A 19,809-nucleotide genomic window follows, 5' to 3' on the forward strand; every position below is an offset into this window, starting at 1 on the left:
GGCGTCGGGTCAGTCAACATCAGTGTTGAATGTTAAGACGCCTTCGCGAGCAAGCTTCGCTCCTACAGATATTCGGCACCCAATAATTTAAATTGCACACAATTCAATTGCTCGCTATGTTTGCCTCATCTTCTTTCATTCGAGAGTCCGAATCATGAGCGACAACCTGCTGAGCATCCCTTGCACCACCATCAAGGGTGAGAAAAAGACCCTGGCGGATTACGCCGGCAAAGCGGTGCTGGTGGTCAACACCGCGAGCAAATGTGGCTTCACGCCGCAATACAAAGGGCTGGAAGAACTGTGGCAGACCTACAAGGATCAAGGGCTGGTGGTGCTCGGTTTCCCGTGCAACCAGTTCGGCAAGCAGGAGCCGGGCAATGAAGGCGCGATTTCCGAGTTCTGTGAACTGAACTTCGGTGTCAGCTTTCCGCTGTTCAAAAAGATCGACGTTAACGGTGCCGACGCCCACCCGCTGTTCGTGCAACTGAAAAAACGCGCACCGGGTGTTCTGGGTTCTCAGGGCATCAAGTGGAACTTCACCAAATTCCTGATCGGCAAGGACGGCCAACTGGTCAAGCGCTTCGCTCCCGCGACCAAGCCGCAAGACCTCAGCCGCGAGATCGAAGCCCTGCTCAAATGAATACCTTGTCCGTCGATTCCCTGAAGCTCGACAGCCAGCTCTGCTTCAAGCTGTACGCCGCCTCCCGGGCGGTGATCCGCGCTTACAAGCCGATGCTCGATCAGCTCGGCCTGACGTACCCGCAATACCTGGCGATGCTGGTTTTGTGGGAATGGCAGGAGGCGGCGCCGGAGCAGCCGACGGTCAAGGCGTTGGGCGAGCGCCTGGCGCTGGATTCCGGCACGTTGACGCCGCTGCTCAAGCGACTTGAACAACTGCAACTGGTGCAGCGACAGCGTTCAGCGCGGGATGAACGTGAAGTTCACCTGAGCCTGTCGCCCACGGGCAAGGCGTTGCGCGATCAGGTCGGGCCGCTCAAAGCCCGACTGTTGTGTGACAGCGGTGTCGATCTGGATCGCTTGAATGATCTGCGCGAGGGGCTTGACCACTTGTTGGGACAAATCAAGGCACTGTCGTAGCGGGCATCCACAGGTCCAGCAGGGCGGCCAGTTCTTCCCGGCGGAAAGGTTTGGCCAGGTAATCGCTCATGCCCGCCGCACGGCAGCGTTCGCGTTCTTCGGACATGGCGTTGGCGGTCAGGGCGACGATGGGCAATTGCGGCCAGCGACCGCTGCGACGGATTTGCCGACTGGCTTCGTAGCCGTCCATCACCGGCATGTTGCAGTCCATCAGCACCAGATCGAATTCGCTTTGCTCCAGCTGATCCAGGGCCTCGCCGCCGTGGGCGGCGACAATCACCTCGCAGCCGAGTTTTCCGAGCATGCCCTTGGCCACCAATTGATTGACCGGATTATCCTCCACCAGCAGCACCCGTCCGCGCCGCTGGGGAGTGAGCGCCTCCAGTCGCGCATCGTTGATGGTGTTGATTTCCGGCTGCAACACTCGCCGCAGTGTCTGGTACAGCGCATTGCGCGCCAGAGGCCGGGCCTGTTGTTGTAATGGCGCCAGGGCGCTGGCCTGTTCGCTGGGCATGAAACTGCCGTAAGCGGTCACCAGCAGAATCGGTGCGGTACAGGTGGGGCGCAGGCGAAACAGGCATTCCGGGCAATCGGTGATGACCACGTCGGACTTCAGACCAATCATCGCGTCATCGATCGAGCGCTGCTGATAGTCGAGCCCCCAACCCGGCAACAGACTCTTCAACAGTTCCGCCAGGCCGCTGCTGGCGGTGGTGATCGCGATCACCTTGCCGTGCAGCGTGGCCGGGGCAAAGGCGCGGGTGTGGCTCGGCAGCGGCAGGTCGGCGCAGAACTGGCTGCCGAAACCGGCTTCCGAGCTGATGGTGAGGCGCCCCTGCATGGCTTCGCAGAGGTTGTAAGTCAGCGCCAGCCCCAGCCCGGTGCCGCCAAACTGTCGGGTAATGCCGGCGCCGGCCTGGGTGAATGGCTGGAAAATCTTGACCTGAGCGTCCTGGGCGATGCCGATGCCAGTGTCGCAGACTTCGATTCTGACGCCGTCTTCGTACGTCGACAGGCGCACATCGACCCGGCCGAAACGGGTGAATTTGAGGGCGTTGGACAACAGGTTGCTGACGATCTGCCGGACTCGGGTCGGGTCACCGAGCACCAGCGCCGGGAATGTCGGTTCGATCAGGCACGTCAGTTCGACGCTTGGCGCCGCGTTCTGCGACAGCAGGTTGGCGGTGTCCTCGATCAGCGAACCGAGGTCGAACGGAATGTGTTCGAGTTCAAGCTGACCGGCGTCGAATTTCGACAGGTCGAGAATATCGTTGAGCAACTCCACCAGCACTTTGCCCGAGTCATGGGCGATAGACAGTTGTTGCTGTTGCTCGGCATTGAGCGGGCCGTCGAGGGACAGCGCGATCATCCCCAGCAAGCCATTGAGGGGCGTACGGATCTCGTGGCTCATGTTGGCGAGAAATACCGAGCGTGCCTCGGCCATGTCCAGGGCGGTGCTGCGCGCGACTTCCAGTTCCTGGTTGGACTGGCTGAGCCGGCTGTTGATCGCCTTGAGTTCGGCGGTGCGCGCCGACACGATGTTTTCCAGTTGTCCGAGGTAATCGGTCAAACGGTTTTCAGCGTTGCGCCGCTGCTGGATCTCAGTGGCAATGTTCTCGAATTGCTGGTTGGCAACCTTGACCAGCACGCCGATCTCATCGTTTTTGTGCCCGCTCGGGTACTCCAGCCAGGTCGGTTCGACACTGCGTGGATCGCGGCTGCTGAGTTCGCGGATAACCCGCACCAGCGGTTTGGTCAGCATCACATAGAACAGCGCCAGCAGGATGCCGGTCAGGATCAGGCTGCGGGCAAAGCCATTGAGCAGGGTCACTTCGGCCCGACGCAGGAAGCGGTTGCCGAAAGAATAGGTGTCGACTTCCAGGCGCAAGGTGCCGAGGGATTCGTTGGGCAAGTGATCCAGATACAGCCGGTCTTCGAACGCCCGGTTGGCACCGAACAGGAAGTCGCTGATCACCCGATAGCTGCTCTGCGATGGCGGGCGCTTGACACTGGCCAGCACCGAGCCGTTGTTGTCGGTCAGTTGCGCAGCGATGATCGCCGGTGAACGCAGCAGGCCCAGGGTCAGTTCCTGGGCGAGTTCGGCGTCGATGTTGTAGGCAATGCGCGAAGCGGGGTTATGGCTGATTTCCAGCAAAGACACTATTTCACGGTTGATGGAGGCGTCTTCACTGGCATAATCGATGCCTATTTGCAGCAGGCTGAGCAGCGTACCCAGAATGAAACCGACCAGCACGGTAAGCCGGGCTTGCTTGTAGGACAGCCGGTTGGTGAACTTGATATCCATGGGGTGTCGAACCACTTCCGTTTCCCTTCGCTGCTCAAGCATAGTCGATCATGCATGGATACCGATGTTCTCGCGAGCCCTTGTGCACGGGATGAACACGTCTGTGAATGCTGTATTTCGTCGCTGTAGCGCCATCATTACTGTGAACGTGCCCGAGGAGAAGACGTGGATTCCCGATTGAATGCTTTTCTTGAACGCGCCGATGCCGTTCTGGCCCGTATCGAACCGCTCTTGCCCGCACCTCGGCAAGCCATCGACTGGACGCATTGCCTGGCCGCACGCTGGCAGCGGGAAGGGCGCAGCGGTTTTCTGCTGCCGCTGCAGGTCAGCCTCGATACGCGGCTGTCCGACCTGATCGGTGTTGACCGCCAAGTAGAGCAACTGGGCCGAAACACTCAACAATTCCTCGACGGCATGCCAGCCAACCACGCGTTGCTCTGGGGCTCGCGTGGCACCGGTAAATCGTCGCTGGTGCGCGCGCTGTTGGCCGAACACGCCAAGACCGGTCTGCGACTGATCGAGATCGAACGCGATCACTTGGCCGACTTGCCGCGTGTGGTCGAGCAAATCGCCAAACTGCCCCAACGTTTCGTGCTGTTCTGCGATGACCTGTCGTTCGAGGCGGGCGAGGGCGACTATCGCGTGCTCAAGAGCGTGCTCGACGGTTCTCTCGAACAGGCGCCGGACAACGTTTTGCTGTACGCCACTTCCAACCGTCGCCACCTGGTGCCGGAAAAGGAAAGCGATAACGAAAACTGGAAAAGGGTCGACGGCGAATTGCACCCCAGCGAGGCTGTGGAAGACAAGATCGCGCTGTCGGACCGTTTCGGCCTGTGGTTGTCGTTCTATCCGTTTACGCAGGAACACTTCCTCAATGTGGTCGAGCACTGGATCGGTCAGCTGGCCGACAAGGCCGGCCTGAAGTGGCAGCGTGACGAAGAACTGGACATCCTCGCGGTGCGCTGGGCCACCGGCCGAGGCAATCGCAACGGACGTTGCGCCTATCAATTTGCCCGCTATTGGGTCGGGCTCAAGCTGTTGGAGCACAAGGCATGATCGATTTACAACAAAGCGGCCAAGGCCTCGAAGGCTACGGCATGCTGCACGCGCAGCTGGAATCCTTGCTGGCGGACGAGCGTGATTTCATCGCCAACGCCGCACAGTTTTCCGCGTTCCTGTACAACCAGCTCGACGACTTGAACTGGGCCGGTTTCTACCTCAATCGCAATGAAGAGCTGGTGCTGGGTCCGTTCCAGGGGCAGATCGCCTGCGTGCGCATCCCGTTCGGTCGTGGCGTGTGCGGGACGGCGGCGGCGACGTTGCAGACTCAGTTGGTCGAAGACGTGCACGCCTTTCCCGGGCACATCGCCTGCGACAGCGCGTCGAACAGCGAACTGGTTGTGCCGCTGGTCAAGGACGGCCGCCTGATCGGCGTGCTGGACCTCGACAGCCCGAAACTGGCGCGCTTCACCGAACATGATCAAGCCGGGATTGAAAAGCTGGCGGCCATCTTCCTGCGCCTGACCGACTGCTGATCACGCCCTCAAGCCTGCCTTGGCCAGCAGGCCTGGCGGGTCTACGGCATCGATCTGTTGCGGATCGAGAAATCGCTCGGCGTATTGCCGGTAGATTTCGGCGTTGATGAACAGCCTGAACAGCTCCGGGTCGATGTGGGCGTCACGGCACATGGTGGCCATGATGCCCAGTGCTTCGCTCAACGGCTTGGCTTTCTTGTAGGGACGATCGGCGGCGGTCAGCGCTTCGAAAATATCGGCAATCGCCATCATCCGCGCCGGCAGGCTCATTTCCTCGCGCTTCAATTGTTTTGGATAACCGGTGCCGTCCATTTTTTCGTGGTGGCCGCCGGCGATTTCCGCGACGTTGTTGAGGTGGCCGGGGAAGGGCAGGTGGCTGAGCATCAGGATCGTCTGCACCATGTGGTGATTGATGATGTAACGCTCCTCGCGCGTCAACGTGCCTCGGGCGATGCTCAGGTTGTAGAGCTCGCCCCGGTTGTACTTGTAGCGGGGCACATCGAGTTTGAACCCCCAGGGATTGTCTTCCGGCATCAGCTCGCCTTCGGCGCGTTCGAACAGGTGCTCCGGTTTGTCCGCCAGCAGCGGCTCGCTGACCGGCAGGGTCGGCGCCGATGTTCGCGCCTGACGCCGGTTCTCTTCCCAGGAAACGCCCAGCCGGTCATCAAGGGTTCGGGTCCAGGTGCGCTGGGCCAGGTTGCGCAGGCGTTGCAAATCGGACTCGGCCATCGCCTCGCCGCCCAGATTGCAGCGGGCAACAAACGCGAAATCATCGTCCAGCGCCGCCAGAGTGGCATCGCGCAGTTCCGCCAGGTGCTGCTCGTCACCGCCCAGGGCAACGGCTTGCCAGTAGCTGATCCAGGCATCGCGCTTGAGCACTTCGAAGCGGGTGCGGATTTCGTGGATACGGTCGTTCAGGGTTTCCAGCTTGGTGGCTTTATCGACCACGTACTCCGGCGTGGTGACCTTGCCGCAATCATGTAGCCAAGCGGCGATGTGCAGCGCTTCCCACTCGTCCTCGGTCGGCTGATAACTGCTGAAGGCCGGGTCCTGACTCGCCGCGGCAGCCTGGGCGAGCATCAACGTCAGCGCCGGCACTCGCTGGCAATGACCACCGGTATAGGGACTTTTCGCGTCAATGGCGCCGGCCAGCAGTTGAATGAACGCGTCCAGCAGCTGTTTTTGTTTGGCTTGCAGGCGCTGACTTTCGATACTCACGGCGGCCGCGCCGGACACAGCCTGAAGGAACGCGATACGGTCCGGACGAAGCTTTTCCAGATCACTTTGATCGCCGCTGTCCGCCAGCAACAGGACCAGCAGGCCCACGGTTTCGTTATGGCGATTGTGCAGGCGGATACCGATCAGATGCACCCGCGGGCATTCCATCGTCAGCAACACTTTCTGCAAATCCCCCACCTGTTCGAAACCGAGGCTGGTGACCACGTTGTCGGCATGCGACAGCTGCTGTAGCCAGGCAGGGCTCTGTGGGTCCTGGAGTTCATGGCTGCGAATGTCGAACGCGGGCAATGCCTGTGAAATGTCGTTGATGACCAGGCCATGAGGTGTCATGCGATCGCCGTCATTTTCCCGCAGATAGATCAGGCCCGCCTGGGCCTGTCCGATTTTCACGGTTTCGAACAACACCCTTTCCAGCAAGGGGGCAAACCGGGTCTCGGCGCTCAGGCTGTCGGTGATCCGGAAAAAACTCGCCAGGGTGTCTTTCATGCGCGCCATCGACACGCTCAGTTGGTCGACTTCGAGTACCGGAGAGCGACGGGAGGCCGGAAATTTGAAATTGAAACTGCGAATCGCATCGGCTTCCTGCACCAGAGCACGCAGGGGGGTGACCAGAATTCTGGAGGTCAACCAGCCCAAGGGCAGGCACAAAAGCAACGTGGCCAGCGTAATCAGCGCGCCCTGCCAACGCATGCGGTAGGCATCGGCGAGCAATTCGTCTTCCGGTACCAGCAGCGCCAGTTGCAGCCCCTGCGGACCACCTTCCTGCATGCTGCTGCGGGCAACGATCCACTGCCGGCCGGCGGCCCTCAGCCGATTGCCTGTTGGCGGGTTGTTCAGCAGTGCGCCAAGGCCGGGACTCAGGTCGGCGGCCTTGCTCAGGCGTGCGGTCTGGTCGTCGACGATCAGTTTGTTGCTGTCGGGGTATGCGATGGCATTGCCCTGGCCATCGAACAGCACGATTTCGGTATTGGGGGTTACAACGTGCTTGGCCAGCGTCGCGGACAGTTCCGCCAGGGTCAGGTCGGCGCCCATGATGGCGTGCTCGCCGCTGCGCCGGGCGAGGGTGGTGCCGACATTGCGGGTGGAGAAAAAGAGGTAGGGCTCGGTGGTGATCTGATCGCTGTCGCCGCGAGCGCTGGAGTACCAGGCGCGGGTGCGCGGATCGTAGGTGTCGTCGGGGTTGTCGTGACGGCTGAGGAGGTTCAGGTCCTGATCGAAAAACAATGACTGGGAATGCACCGGGCCGCGGTTCTGCTCGATGCTCCAGACTTGATAAACCGCCTTGTCCGGGGCCTTGAGCAGCGCTTTCAGGGCGGCGGTTCGCAAGGGGCGAACCATGAAGAAATCACCGTTGTCGTAGCCCAGATACAGCGAGGCCAGGTCAGGATTGTCCTTGAGCGACTGGCTGAAGGGTTTGAGCAATGCCAGGCGCTGTTCCAGGTCAGGCGCCTGCGCCGCCGGGTTGAACACCAACAGGCTCAACAGATGGCGAATGGGCCCATAGGTGGCGTGCAGGTCCAGGCGGACATCCTGCTCGATGCGCTCGAAGAGCTTCTCACTGCTGGACAGAATGATTTGCGTGGTTTGCCCATAGTTGAAAATGCCCAGCACCACGCCAGTCAGCAGCAACAGGAAGGTGAACATCACGCTGATATGGACGTGCAGGGGAAACCGTCGTTGATCCGGGCGCAGTGGGCTGGTCATTGCGGGGTCTCTCCATGATGTTTAACACACTGCTCAGCGACCAAGCATAGTTAAGGCTCCGTCATTCTGCTTTTGTCGTTTTGTCCAATTTGTTGCTGCAATGCCTGCTCCAGTTCAAGCATGGCGCGCTCCATGGCTTTGCAGCATTGCGCCACTTCTTCGTGATGGAAGACGCCATGGCAGACCTGCTCAAGCGCCTCGCAGCTGCCCATCAAACGGGTGGCCTGGACAATGCGCGCGGCGCCCTTGATTTTGTGGGCGACGTCGAGAAAAGCCCGCGGGTCTTTTGATCGGGATTATGCCCGAAGCGCTTGCAGGTCCTGGCGGTTACTGCTCTGCAGCTCGGTCAACAATCGCCTGTCCATCACGGGATTGCCACCGGTCAACAGGTGCAGCCCTTGCAGGCTGAAGGCGGGATCGCGAACGGGCGGTTTGATACCGGCCACCCATTCGCTTAACGCGCTCAGCGTCAGTGGCTTGAACAGGCAATCGTCCATCCCGGCTTGTTTGCAGCGCAGTAGCTCTTCGGGCTGTGCGTTGGCGGTGAAGCCGAGCACGGTGCAGGGCGGTCGTTTCGAATGCTGTTCATGGCGGCGAATGGCGCGGGTCAGCTCGTATCCGTTCATGATCGGCATGTTGGAATCGACAATCACCAGATCGAACAGCCCGTTTTTCCACGCTTCCAGTCCAGCTTCGCCGTCTTCTGCGACGCTGAATCGATGCCCCAGAAACTCCAGTTGCTGACACATCAGCAAGCGATTGGCCGGGTGATCGTCGACCACCAGAACGTTCAAGGGCGTCGTCGTGTGGATGGGCACTTCGGCAGCTTTCGGCACCTGTTCGACGGGCACTGTGGCCAGGTGCAGCGAAACCTGAACCTGCGTACCTACCCCCGGCTGGCTGCTCAAATGCAGGCTGCCGCCCATCATTTCGCACAGGCTTCGGCTGATCACCAGACCCAACCCGGCGCCGCCTCTGCCGGCCTGCCCTTGGTCATTGGCCTGGGCGAAAGGTTCGAACAGGCGTTGCTGATCCTGTTCGCTGATGCCGATGCCGCTGTCCTCAACCAGCAACAGCATCCGGATGTGCCCGGGCTCGGTGCCCGGGAGCAACTCAACGGTGATTCTGACCTCGCCTTGCTCGGTGAATTTAATGGCGTTGCTGACCAGATTCGACAGCACCTGCTTGAAACGCATTGGGTCCAGCAGGACACCGACGGGCGGGTTGGCCGGGTTGAACTCAAGTCGCAGATCGAGGTTTTTCTGGCGGGCCAGCCCATCGAAGATCCTTGCAACCGAGCCGATGATTTCAAGCGGATTGACGTGTTGCGGGCTCAGGCTCAAGCGCCCGGATTCGATGCGGGCGATGTCGAGAATGTCCCCGATCAGTGCCAGCAGGTCCTTCGCCGAGTTGTACGCCACGTCGATGGCCGGGCGATCCGGATGGTTGCGATCGATCCGCCTCAGCGTCAGTTCGAGCATGCCGATGACGGCATTCATCGGGGTGCGGATCTCATGGCTCATGGTCGCCAGGAACGTGCTTTTGGCCCGGTTGGCTTCATCGGCGCGATCTTTCGCGCAGCGCAGCTCGTCGAACAGTTGCCGCCGTTCACGCAATTGATCGTTCAACGCACGCTCAGCCGCCTGGCGTTGTTTTATCTGGCGACGCATGTAAGCGTTCCACGCCGCGGAAATCAGCAGCAGCACGCCGGCACCGATAACGATCTGATAGAACAATCGCTGGTAGTTGCGCCAGGTACTTTGCGATGAAGCCGAATAGCCACGCCAGCGGCTGTTGATGATGCCGAGCTCTTCCGGCGCGATGCTCAGCAGCGCCTTGTTGAGGATGGCGTTGAGTTCTTTGGCGTCTTGCCCGGTCGCCAGCGAGAACGCGGCCTGGCGGGTGCCGATGGTGGTGCTGATCTGAAGCGTGTGTTCAAAGAGACGCGATGACATGAAGTAGTTGGCGATCACCAGTGAGTTCACCGCACCTTCGGCTTTGCCTTCGGCGAGCAACTCAACCGCGCTGAACGTGTCTGGCGTCTCTATCAGCTTGATTCGCGGGAACTCCCGACGCAGGTAATCCACCAGTGGATTGCCTTGGGCGATGGTCAGGCGCTTGCCTTGCAGTTGCTCAAGGTTGGTCGGGCTGTCGGCGGCTTTGCGCGTCAGCAACACAAAGGAGTTTTGCAGATAGGGACGGGTGAAGTTCAGGATCGTTTCACGTTCATCGCTGGGGAGCAGGGCAGCAATCACGTCGGCCTGATGGTCTTTGATCTGTTTGATCATCTCGTCATCGCTTCGGCTGCGTCGGATGTCGAAGCGCAGGCCGGTACGCAATCTGATCAGTTCGAGCAGGTCTGCGGTAACGCCGCGAAAGTTGCCATCGCTGTCGAAAAACGTCAGCGGCGCATAGGCCTCATTGACCACCACGCGCACCACCGGATGTTGTGCGAGCCAGCGTTCTTCGAGGTGGGTGAGCTGCAGTTTCTGGTCGGTGAGCAGGATGTCGCTGCCGGCACTCCAGCGTTCGGCAATGTTTTCCCGCTCACTGGCGGGGATGGCCATGAGCATCGCGTTGATGATTGCGAGCAGTTCCGGGTTGTCTTTGTGCACGGCAAAACTGAATCCGTGGGCCTCGTGTTTGCCGAAGTTGGCCATGCGGATATTGTTCAGGTAACCCTTGTTGATCATGTAGTGGGTCGAGATGGTGTCGCCGAGGAAGACGTCAGCCTGGTCGAAAGCCACGGCATTGATTGCATTCTGATAGGACGGGTAAGACGTGATAACGGCTTTGGGATACAGGGCCCGGACTTCCTCCAGCGGCAAATAGTGATACACCATGCTCAACCGCAGACCGGCGAGGCCGTCGGTCAGGGATCGGGTTTCTCCTTCCCGTGTCACCAGAACCGGCTGGTCCACGGCGTAGGGGGTTGAAAGCACGATATCGGCGTTATGAGCCTCGAATCCATTGGCGGTGCCGAGCAGATCGACCTCGCCTTTTTCGAGCGCCTTGATCGCAGCCCCTCGGGACGCGAAGCGCTGCACCTTGATCGGCAAACCGATGGCCTTGCCGAGGAGGCCCGCATAATCGGCGGTGAAACCTTCGTAATCCTGGCCGCTGACGGTCAGGTCGAAAGGTGGGTAGTCCGGCGCTGACGTGCCGAGAATCAGCTGCCGTTTACTGGTGATCCATTGTTGTTGTGCTTGATCCAGTTGGACGTCCAGGTGTCCGGCCGTTGAGCGACTGAGCAGGTTGTAGTGCTCGCTGGCAGGCTGTGCGGCAAGCACCGAAGAGGTCAGGCATACGGCGGCCATGAGTAGCAGATAATCCTTTATGCGACTGGGCATCCTGTGTCTCACACCAATGCGTTACGTTTTGCCATCTCGATGAGTTCAACCAGGGATTTGGCTCTGAGTTTTTGCATGAGTCTTTTTTTGTAGGTGCTCACAGTCTTGTTGCTGAGAAACATGCCTTTGGCAATTTCCTTGTTGGTGCGGCCCTGGGCAAAAAGTTGCAACACCATCAGCTCTCGGTCGTTGACTGACTTGAACAGTTCCAGTTCTGCACAGCGCACCTCATCGCCGCGAACAGGATTCAGGGCCTGGCTCGGGAAGTAGTTGTAACCGGACAATACTGCTTTGATAGCACTCACCAGTTCACTCAGGTCTTCCTGTTTGCATACATAACCTGAAGCACCGGACTGCATGCAGCGAATACCGAAAAGTGTCGGGCATTGTGCAGTTAATACCAGTGTTTTCAGGGGGGTACTCATCGCGTTGAAGCGGGCGAGAACTTCGAGGCCATCCAGTTTCGGAATGCTGATATCGAGAATGACCAGATCGGGCATGCATTCGCGAACCATCTGCATGGCATCGACCCCATTGTCGGTTTCGCCGACGACTTTGTAGCCTTCGTGCTCCAGCAACATTCGGACGGCGAGACGGATGACGGGGTGATCGTCGACAATAAAAACGGAGTTCATAATCAAATCCCATACGAGCTCTAATAAAGCGCGCACCTTAGCTCAGATAGTTGAGGGGACGCATGAACTGACAGACCTCAAGCAGCAATATAGGAATAATCCTACAAGCGAATAGGAAAGGGGCTACGAATCAACTAGGTTTTTAATGAAGATGGCTGGGAGTTGCGTGTGGTCAGTCAGTCTGTTGGGAGTTTTTATTTGTTGTTTTCAAGTTGTGTATCGAAAAGCAGTTATCGCACTTGTGCTGTTTTTATAATGAGGCCAAGGTCAATAAGTTTCTGAATTCGGATTGTTTCAAGGGTTTGATCAAATAACCAAGTAAGGGTAGCCCCCGCTCGTTGGCTGTTTTCTCAATTTCATCAAGTTCTGTACAACTCAGGCTGCTTAACAGTATGGCCTGCCTGATCATTCCTCGATGACTGGCGAACTGGACAAGATCAAGTCCGGGAAGGTCGGGCAAACATTGATCGCACAATAGAATATCGAACGGTTGCACAGCCCTGAACATTTGCTGCAACGCGCCTTTGGCACTGTCGGTGGTGGTCACTTGAGTGAAGCCGTAACTTTCAAGCAGGTACTGAGTTGCCCTGAGTTGAAAGGGATGATCTTCCACCAGCAGGATGCGCAGGTCGTCTTTGAACATGGAGTTACTCACGCTTCGTCTCTGGGACGCGTGATTATTTCGCGAGTATTCCGAGTAATCGATCAGCTTGCTCGACGTGAGGTGTAGGGCGATTCAGCGAGCGTTGAGTGCACTTGGGCGTTGGGAGGCTGATCAGCCATTTCAGGCGGCGTAATGGCTGATCAACCTGCTCTCGTCAGTGGCTCGAACGACCGGTCATCTCCAGGGCCATTTCGCTGGCATAGCTGTCGGTCATGCCGGCGATGAAGTCAATCATACGCAGGAACGACGTGTGCAATGGACCGTGAGGGTCTGGCGCGTTGTTACCCAGCAAATCGAGGATGCGACGGCTCTTGAACGAAGGCGCCCGCCCGTTGTGCTGTTCCAGGGCTGCGCCGCAGAAGGCGTTGAGCAGGATTTCCAGCGTGGTATAGGCACCGATTTCGTGCAGGGTCTTGCGCTTGTCCTGAAAGATTTTCTTGCGCGCCATGTCCTTGGCATTCAGTACGCAACGTTTGGCCGGACCGTGCATGTGCTCCACCAGATCACCGGGCAGTGTACCGGCCAGCAATGCATCCTGTTGCTCGACAAAAGCGCGGGCGGCGGCGTTGGTCAGGTGTTCGATGGCTTTGCCGCGCAGGATCGCCAGTTTGCGTCGGCGCGAGTCACTCGGGCCGAGCAGGCGATAGGTTTCCGGCAGATCGTCGCCGACCAGGTCCAGCAACAGGGACTCGACTTCAGCGTACTCCAGCAACTCCATTTCCAGACCGTCTTCCAGATCGATCAGCGCGTAGCAGATGTCATCGGCGGCCTCCATCAGATAGACCAGCGGATGGCGGGCCCAGCGCTGCTCTTCGAGTTGCGGCAGGCCGAGTTTATGGGCGATCTGCTCCAGCAGCGGCAACTCACTCTGATAGCAGCCGAATTTGTGCTTCTTGTAACCCAGCGAATCGGCGTGCATGGCCGTCCATGGGTATTTCAGGTAAGTGCCCAGCGTGGCGTAGGTCAGCCGGGTACCGCCATCGAACTGATGGTACTCAAGTTGGGTGAGCACCCGGAAACCTTGGGCGTTGCCTTCGAAGTTGAGGAAGTCATTGCGTTCGGCTTCGCTCATTGCATCCAGCCAGCCGCGGCCGGCAGCCTGTTGGAACCAGTGACGGATCGCGTCTTCGCCGGAGTGGCCGAAGGGCGGATTGCCGATGTCGTGGGCCAGGCAAGCGGATTGCACCACCATGCCCAGGTCACTGGGTTCGCACCAGTCGGGCAGGGCGCTGCGGATGGTTTCACCGACACGCATGCCCAGCGAGCGGCCGACGCAACTGACCTCCAGCGAGTGGGTCAGGCGCGTGTGGATGTGATCGTTGCTGGTGACCGGATGCACCTGGGTCTTGCGTCCGAGGCGGCGAAACGCTCCCGAGAAAATGATGCGGTCGTGGTCTTTGTGGAACGGGCTGCGGCCGAGTTCTTCCGGGCTGTGCAGCGGCTTTCCGAGGCGTTCGCGGGTAAGCAGGGTTTGCCAATCCAAGGCTGATTCTCTCCGTCAGGTGACTGATGCCTTAAGCTTCCCGGTTCGCGTCAGGACCTGCAAGCGGAACTACAGCCCCGCAGCGTCGATGTCGATGAGCAGCAGTCGCTCGCCGTTGGCGAAAAATTGCCCGGCGGTGAGGCAGTACTGGTTGCTGGTGGCGTCGCGGTAAGTGTTGGAAAGCGTCAGTCGGCGCTCATCCCAACCCTCCGCCAGCAAATGATAAAAGTACGGACGCCATGACCAGTTATGGCCCAGGTAGCGATCGTCGGCTTCCCAGCCGCTGTTGCGCCATTCGAGGTTGGGTGTCAGTTGGGTGCCGTGGCGGTCGCATTGATAGAAACGCAAGAGCCAGGGAAAGGCGTCCAATTGTGGCAATGCGCTGAGCGGTGCGCTGGTCTGGGCCCAGGCTTGCAGAATCGCCATCAGCTCGCAAAGTTGCTGGCGCATGATCATCAGGCGACCGCGCTCAGCCAGTTTCTGCTGTACATAGCGCTGACGCAGCTGGGCGAAGCGCTCGACGAAGGCGTCGGTGGCGAAGAAGTCTGCTTGCGCGCGGGCAAACAGAAAACCCTGCACATAACGCGATCCGCACTCCAGGGCAAAATTCAGTTGAGCGTCGGTTTCCACCCCTTCGGCAATGATCCAGCACCCGGTTTTCTCCGCCATTTGCGCCAGGGCCTTGACCACGTCGCTGCTGGGGCCGCCCAACGCCGCGGCCTGGAACAGCCGCATGTCGAGCTTGAGAATGTCCGGTTGCAGGGCCAGCACGCGATCAAGCTGTGAGTAACCGGCACCGAAATCATCGATGGCGATTCGCGCGCCGGCGTGTCGGTATCGCGCCACCACGTCGGCCAGACGCTGGATGTCACCGCCCAGTTCAGTGATCTCGAACACGATTCGCTGCGGGTCGACGCCGTGCCGGTTCAATTGCTTGAGGCTCGGCAGTGCCTGGTCCGCGCGCAAGCGACTGATCCAGCGCGGTGACATGTTCAGGCTGAGAAACCACTCCGGGGGCGCTTCATGCAAACGGCTCAGGGCGTTATCGCGGATCTGGCGGTCCAGGCGACGCAGGGCGATGGCGGGTGTTCTCGGGTCGGCGAACAGTGGACCCACCGAGGCCAATTGACCGTCGGCCTGACGCAGTCGGCCCAGTGCTTCGACGCCGGCGATACGGCCGGTGGCGGTATCGATGAACGGCTGAAAGCAGGCGAGCGGTTGCCCGTCGATCACGAGGCCTCCTTAGTAAGGTCTTGTTTTTGGATTAAACCTGATGCCGGGTAGGCGCGCAGGTTTGAACCCCTCGATAAAGAGGTTCATCCCGGAGATGTTGCAAGAATGCAGCCAGCTAGTGGCTTCAGTGTTTGGGCGAGTTGCCTTGCAGGATCAGCTTGATCAGCGGCCCCAGCGTGGTGCCTAGCCGAACCAGTCGAGTCAGGCTGCTGACGCCACCGCTCTTGGCGCCCTTGCCGGTCAAAAAGCCCAGCAGGGTCACGGCCGCTACGCCCCAGAGCGGGGCGTGCTTGATGCCGAAGCCGTCTTGCAGGTTTTGTGTCATCCCGCGCACACGTTGCAAGGGTTGCAGCAGTTGCGCGGATTCGTGACGGATTTCCTGGCGATGCATCTCCATGCGCAGACGGATCAGCGCCTTGCGCATTTCCGTGCGCGAGCTGTTGTGAGGCAGTTCAGGCAGGCTCATGGCAGCAGGCGCTCCCGATCGTTGGCCAGTTCTTCCAGGGTGCCATTGAAGGGCGAGGATTCATCGAAAATCGCTGCTCTCAAGCGCATCGCGCAGAAGATGGCCGCGAGGGTGTAGAACACGCAGAGCCCGATGATGGCGGGCAGGCGATAGGTGTCCCAAAACAGGATCAACACCAGCGTCGACAACCCCACCAGCAACAGCAAGGCAAACACCAGCGCCAGGCCTGCGAACAGCAGCAGGCTGACGGTGCGGGCTTTTTGTTCCTGCAATTCGATGCCGAACAGTTCGACATGGCTGTGCAGCAGTCCAAGGAAAGCGGCACCCAGGCGCCGCGATGAGGAGCTTGGGCCCGTCTCGGACGAGCCGGATTCACCGATTGCCATAATCAGCGCCGTGTTGCCAGCAGACCGATCAGGAAACCCACGCCGGCCGCGATCCCGACCGATTGCCATGGGTTGGCCTGAACATAGTCTTCAGTGGCGGTGACGGCGGCCTTGCCGCGTTCGCGCAGGGAGTCTTCAGTCAGTTTCAAGGTTTCGCGTGCACGCAGCAGGCTGTCGTGGATCTGTTCGCGCAACTCATCCGCCTGATCACCGGCCAATGTGGCGGTGTGTTCCAGCAACCGCTCGGTGTCGCTGACCAGGGTCTGGAAGTCGTTCATCAGGATTTCTTGAGCAGTCTTTGCCTTGATGCTGGCCATTGGTGATCTCCGTAAGTGGCTTCTGTTGCGTTCGAGTATGAGCCTTGCGCGAAGGTTCAGTACAAATGACTGGTACAACTTTTGCTATGTCGTGGTGCGTCAGCCTGCGTGTTTGCGCTGTTGCTGGGCAAGAATCGAGCAAAACCTTATCTCAAATAATGAAACCTCGCGCAAAGGTTCCAACCTTGTGCGCCAAAGTGACTCATCGGGATCAATGGACTGATCCGGCGAAGTTGCAACTTGGTGCATGAATTGTCTGCGCGAACTGCTTTGGTGCTTTTTTAGCCTTCAGGTCTGCCAACTCCATGGAAAATCTGCAAAGCGCTGTGGACAGTCTGGTCCATAGCTCCAACACGTTGTTCATTCTGATCGGTGCAGTCATGGTCTTGGCCATGCACGCCGGTTTTGCCTTTCTCGAAGTCGGCACGGTTCGACAGAAGAATCAGGTTAACGCCTTGTCGAAGATCCTCAGCGACTTCGCCATTTCGACCCTTGCCTACTTCTTTATAGGCTATTGGATTTCCTACGGGGTCACCTTCATGCAACCGGCGGCGGTGATCAATGCCGATCATGGCTATGGCCTGGTGAAGTTTTTCTTTCTGCTGACGTTCGCCGCAGCCATACCGGCAATCATTTCCGGCGGCATCGCCGAGCGCGCCCGGTTCGTTCCGCAGTTGTGTGCGACGGCGTTGATCGTGGCGTTCGTCTATCCCTTTTTCGAAGGCATGATCTGGAACGGTAACTTTGGCTTGCAGGCCTGGTTGCTCGCGCGCTTTGGTGCCAGCTTCCATGATTTCGCCGGTTCGGTGGTAGTCCATGCCATGGGCGGCTGGCTGGCGCTGGCAGCGGTGTTGTTGCTCGGGCCGAGGCAAGGTCGCTATCGCGAGGGACGCCTGGTGGCGTTCGCACCGTCGAGCATTCCCTTCCTGGCCCTGGGCTCGTGGATTCTCATCGTGGGCTGGTTCGGTTTTAACGTGATGAGCGCGCAAACCTTGCAGGGCGTCAGCGGGTTGGTCGCGGTGAACTCGCTGATGGCCATGGTGGGCGGCACCGTGGCGGCGCTGATCGTCGGGCGCAATGACCCGGGCTTTCTGCATAACGGCCCGCTGGCCGGGCTGGTGGCGATCTGCGCCGGTTCCGATCTGATGCACCCGGTCGGAGCGCTGGTGACCGGCGCCATCGCCGGGGCGCTGTTTGTCTGGTGCTTTACCGCTGCGCAAGGCAAATGGCACATCGATGACGTATTGGGTGTCTGGCCGTTGCACGGTCTGTGCGGTGTCTGGGGCGGGATCGCCTGTGGCATTTTCGGTCAGAGCGCACTGGGTGGCCTGGGTGGGGTGAGCCTGATCAGTCAGTTGATCGGAACCTCCCTCGGGGTGGTCGTGGCGCTGGCCGGCGGCTTTACCGTGTATGGCGTGATCAAGGCGTTCCATGGCCTGCGCCTGAGTCAGGAAGAAGAGTATTACGGCGCGGACCTGTCGGTGCACAAGATCGGCGCCGTGAGCCAGGACTGAGTCAGGTTTCTTCATCGTCGGCACCGGGATAAAAACCGTGCAGCAGGCGATAGCGGTCATGCCGTATCTGGTCGGCCCGCTCTTGGACCTGATGCGCGGGTATACCCAGCATGATCAACGCGTGGGAGGCGAGCATCAGGCTCGACTCCAGCAATTCGGGCACGACTTCGCTGGCGCCGGCTGCTTTCAACTCGGCCAGTTGGCTGTCGTCCCGAGTGCGTACCAGGATTGGAACGGTCGAGTTTAATCGGCGCGCCTCCTGGAGAATCAGTAACGCGATATCGGCCTGGTCCACGGCAATCACCAGCAGCCTGGCGCGCGCCAGTCCTACCGCCAGCAGCAGTTCACCGCGTCGTGAGTCGCCATAGTGCACACAGGTTTCACCCACGGCGGCTTCCTGGACACGCACCGGATCGGTGTCCAGCGCGATATAGGGCTGCAGCGCATTGCGCAGCGCTCGCCCGATCGACTGACCGACGCGACCATAGCCACAGATCACCACATGGCTGTGCAGTCCGGCGTTCAGCGCGCTTATTTCGTCGAGCTTCGCTTCTTCGTTGGGCTTGCGGTGCAGACGCGTTGCGATGCGGGGCGCCGAACGCAGCAACAGTGGCGTCAGCAGCATCGAGCAGAAGGTCGCGGCCAGCAGCAGCCCGCCGAGGTCGGCGGGCATCATTTTGTTTTGTTGCATCAGGGCCATCAGCGCAAAACAGAACTCGCCGCCCTGGGCCAAAGCCAGGCCACTGCGCCAGGCGGTCTCGACATCGCTGCCGCGCCATTTGACCAACAGCGCGACCACGCAGCCTTTGATCAGCAGCAAACCGAGGGTCAGGCCGAGGATCAGCAGGCCGTGGCTGGCGAACAACTGCAGGTCGATCAACATGCCGATGCTGACGAAAAATACCCCGAGCAGAATGTCGCGGAACGGACGGATATCGGCCTCGATTTGATGGCGGTAATGACTTTCCCCCAGCAGCATGCCGGCGAGAAATGCCCCCAGGGCAGGGGAGAGACCGAGCAGGTGAGTCAGCCAGGCGGTCAGCAGCACAATGACCAGCGCCAGCAGCACAAACAGCTCGGCGGAGCGGGCCGCCGCCACTTCATGGAACAGCCGCGGCAGCAACCAGCGACTGGTCAGCAACAGCCCGACGAACAGCACAACGGTCTTGCCGAGCGTCACAGGTAACGCCCAGTACCAGGCCTGATCGCTGTTCCCGGCGAACACCGGCACCAGAGTCAGCAGCAACACCGCCACGACGTCCTGGAACAGCAACACCGCAATGGCGTTCTGGCCGTGGCTGCTGAAAATCTCGCCGAGACTGCCCAGCTCCTTGCTGACAATGGCGGTGGACGACAGCGACAGACCTGCACCGAGCAGCAGCGCAGGGGTTACCGACATGCCGAGCAACATCAGCCCCCCCCCAAGCAGTGTCGCGGTGACCAGTACTTGCAGGCCGCCCAGCCGAAACACCACGTGGCGCAACGCGAGCATTTTCGTCAGGGAAAACTCCAGCCCGAGGGAGAACAGCAGGAACACCACGCCCAGCTCGGCGAGGTCGGGCAACTCCTCGCTTTCATTGACCCAGTTGAACGCAGTCGGCCCGATCATCAACCCCACGCACAAATAGCCCAGCACCGGTGGCAGGCGCAGGCGCTGGAACAGTGCAATAACCACCAGAGAGGAGGCGAGGATGATCAACAGGTTGGCGAACACAAAAAACTCCGGTCAAGGTGCGAGTTACTCAAGCGTAGAGGCAAAAAAAGCCGCGAGCATCGCGCAAGTGACATTGCGCTTGAGTGATTTGAGTCAGGGAGTTGCCGAAAACTTTGGAAATGCGCCGTTGCCAAGGCGCCTGAGTCATTGGCTCGACTGCTTCTTA

15 protein-coding genes and 1 pseudogene are annotated in these 19,809 nt (G+C 59.6%); 5 read left to right on the forward strand and 11 right to left on the reverse strand.

Features of this window, described 5'->3' with window-relative positions:
- Positions 1–154: 154 nt before the first annotated feature.
- Positions 155–640 (forward strand): glutathione peroxidase, encoded by a 486-nt coding sequence (locus KGB27_RS22715; protein ID WP_008030357.1) that lies wholly within the window; start codon positions 155–157, stop codon positions 638–640.
- Positions 637–1,098 carry a MarR family winged helix-turn-helix transcriptional regulator gene (locus KGB27_RS22720; RefSeq protein ID WP_008030355.1) on the forward strand — a complete coding sequence of 154 codons (462 nt, stop codon included), beginning with the start codon at positions 637–639 and terminating at the stop codon, positions 1,096–1,098. Before KGB27_RS22715 ends, KGB27_RS22720 begins: the two co-directional genes overlap by 4 nt.
- Here the strand turns inward: KGB27_RS22720 and KGB27_RS22725 are convergent.
- On the reverse strand, positions 1,082–3,403 hold the full coding sequence (locus tag KGB27_RS22725; protein ID WP_317850734.1) for a response regulator: 2,322 nt from the start codon (positions 3,401–3,403) through the stop codon (positions 1,082–1,084). The genes KGB27_RS22720 and KGB27_RS22725 overlap by 17 nt on opposite strands.
- Before the next feature lie 165 nt (positions 3,404–3,568).
- On the opposite strand from KGB27_RS22725, the gene KGB27_RS22730 reads away from it, so the two are divergent.
- Together KGB27_RS22730 and KGB27_RS22735 are read left to right on the forward strand one after the other, a co-directional pair.
- Entirely contained in the window at positions 3,569–4,459 is an 891-nt protein-coding gene (locus KGB27_RS22730; protein WP_008030353.1) for an ATP-binding protein, read from the forward strand.
- Positions 4,456–4,938 carry a GAF domain-containing protein gene (locus KGB27_RS22735; RefSeq protein WP_008030351.1) on the forward strand — a complete coding sequence of 161 codons (483 nt, stop codon included), beginning with the start codon at positions 4,456–4,458 and terminating at the stop codon, positions 4,936–4,938. Before KGB27_RS22730 ends, KGB27_RS22735 begins: the two co-directional genes overlap by 4 nt.
- Here KGB27_RS22735 and KGB27_RS22740 read toward each other — a convergent pair whose 3' ends face one another.
- From KGB27_RS22740 to KGB27_RS22780, 9 genes and pseudogenes are all read right to left on the reverse strand, one after another.
- Positions 4,939–7,881, reverse strand: coding sequence for an HD domain-containing phosphohydrolase (locus tag KGB27_RS22740; protein ID WP_223556451.1), 2,943 nt, complete (start codon positions 7,879–7,881; stop codon positions 4,939–4,941).
- 50 nt (positions 7,882–7,931) lie between these two features.
- A pseudogene (locus tag KGB27_RS22745) lies at positions 7,932–11,231 on the reverse strand (transporter substrate-binding domain-containing protein).
- Positions 11,232–11,239: 8 nt separating this feature from the next.
- On the reverse strand, positions 11,240–11,866 hold the full coding sequence (locus KGB27_RS22750; protein WP_008030344.1) for a response regulator transcription factor: 627 nt from the start codon (positions 11,864–11,866) through the stop codon (positions 11,240–11,242).
- A 250-nt stretch (positions 11,867–12,116) separates the two neighbouring features.
- A complete protein-coding gene (locus KGB27_RS22755) occupies positions 12,117–12,509 on the reverse strand; it encodes a response regulator (protein ID WP_008044369.1) in 393 nt (130 codons plus the stop codon).
- A 175-nt stretch (positions 12,510–12,684) separates the two neighbouring features.
- A complete protein-coding gene (locus KGB27_RS22760; RefSeq protein WP_008044371.1) occupies positions 12,685–14,013 on the reverse strand; it encodes a deoxyguanosinetriphosphate triphosphohydrolase in 1,329 nt (442 codons plus the stop codon).
- 69 nt (positions 14,014–14,082) lie between these two features.
- The gene (locus KGB27_RS22765; protein ID WP_223480535.1) at positions 14,083–15,246 is read right to left on the reverse strand and encodes an EAL domain-containing protein; all 1,164 of its coding nucleotides are present in this window, start codon (positions 15,244–15,246) and stop codon (positions 14,083–14,085) included.
- Between the two features lie 124 nt (positions 15,247–15,370).
- Positions 15,371–15,712 carry a hypothetical protein gene (locus KGB27_RS22770; protein WP_008044376.1) on the reverse strand — a complete coding sequence of 114 codons (342 nt, stop codon included), beginning with the start codon at positions 15,710–15,712 and terminating at the stop codon, positions 15,371–15,373.
- Complete coding sequence (locus KGB27_RS22775) at positions 15,709–16,098, reverse strand: phage holin family protein (protein ID WP_223415847.1); 390 nt, start codon at positions 16,096–16,098, stop codon at positions 15,709–15,711. Before KGB27_RS22775 ends, KGB27_RS22770 begins: the two co-directional genes overlap by 4 nt.
- A 2-nt stretch (positions 16,099–16,100) precedes the next feature.
- Positions 16,101–16,415 (reverse strand): YqjD family protein, encoded by a 315-nt coding sequence (locus KGB27_RS22780; protein ID WP_008030332.1) that lies wholly within the window; start codon positions 16,413–16,415, stop codon positions 16,101–16,103.
- Between the two features lie 305 nt (positions 16,416–16,720).
- Between KGB27_RS22780 and KGB27_RS22785 the strand changes: the two genes are divergently transcribed.
- Entirely contained in the window at positions 16,721–17,929 is a 1,209-nt protein-coding gene (locus tag KGB27_RS22785; RefSeq protein ID WP_223556453.1) for an ammonium transporter, read from the forward strand.
- A gap of 1 nt (position 17,930) precedes the next feature.
- On the opposite strand, the gene KGB27_RS22790 is transcribed toward KGB27_RS22785, so the two are convergent.
- The gene (locus tag KGB27_RS22790; RefSeq protein ID WP_223556455.1) at positions 17,931–19,643 is read right to left on the reverse strand and encodes a cation:proton antiporter; all 1,713 of its coding nucleotides are present in this window, start codon (positions 19,641–19,643) and stop codon (positions 17,931–17,933) included.
- Between the last annotated feature and the right edge of the window lie 166 nt (positions 19,644–19,809).

The sequence above is a fragment of the Pseudomonas sp. BF-R-01 genome (assembly GCF_019946615.1).
Classification (GTDB): Bacteria; Pseudomonadota; Gammaproteobacteria; order Pseudomonadales; family Pseudomonadaceae; genus Aquipseudomonas; species Aquipseudomonas migulae.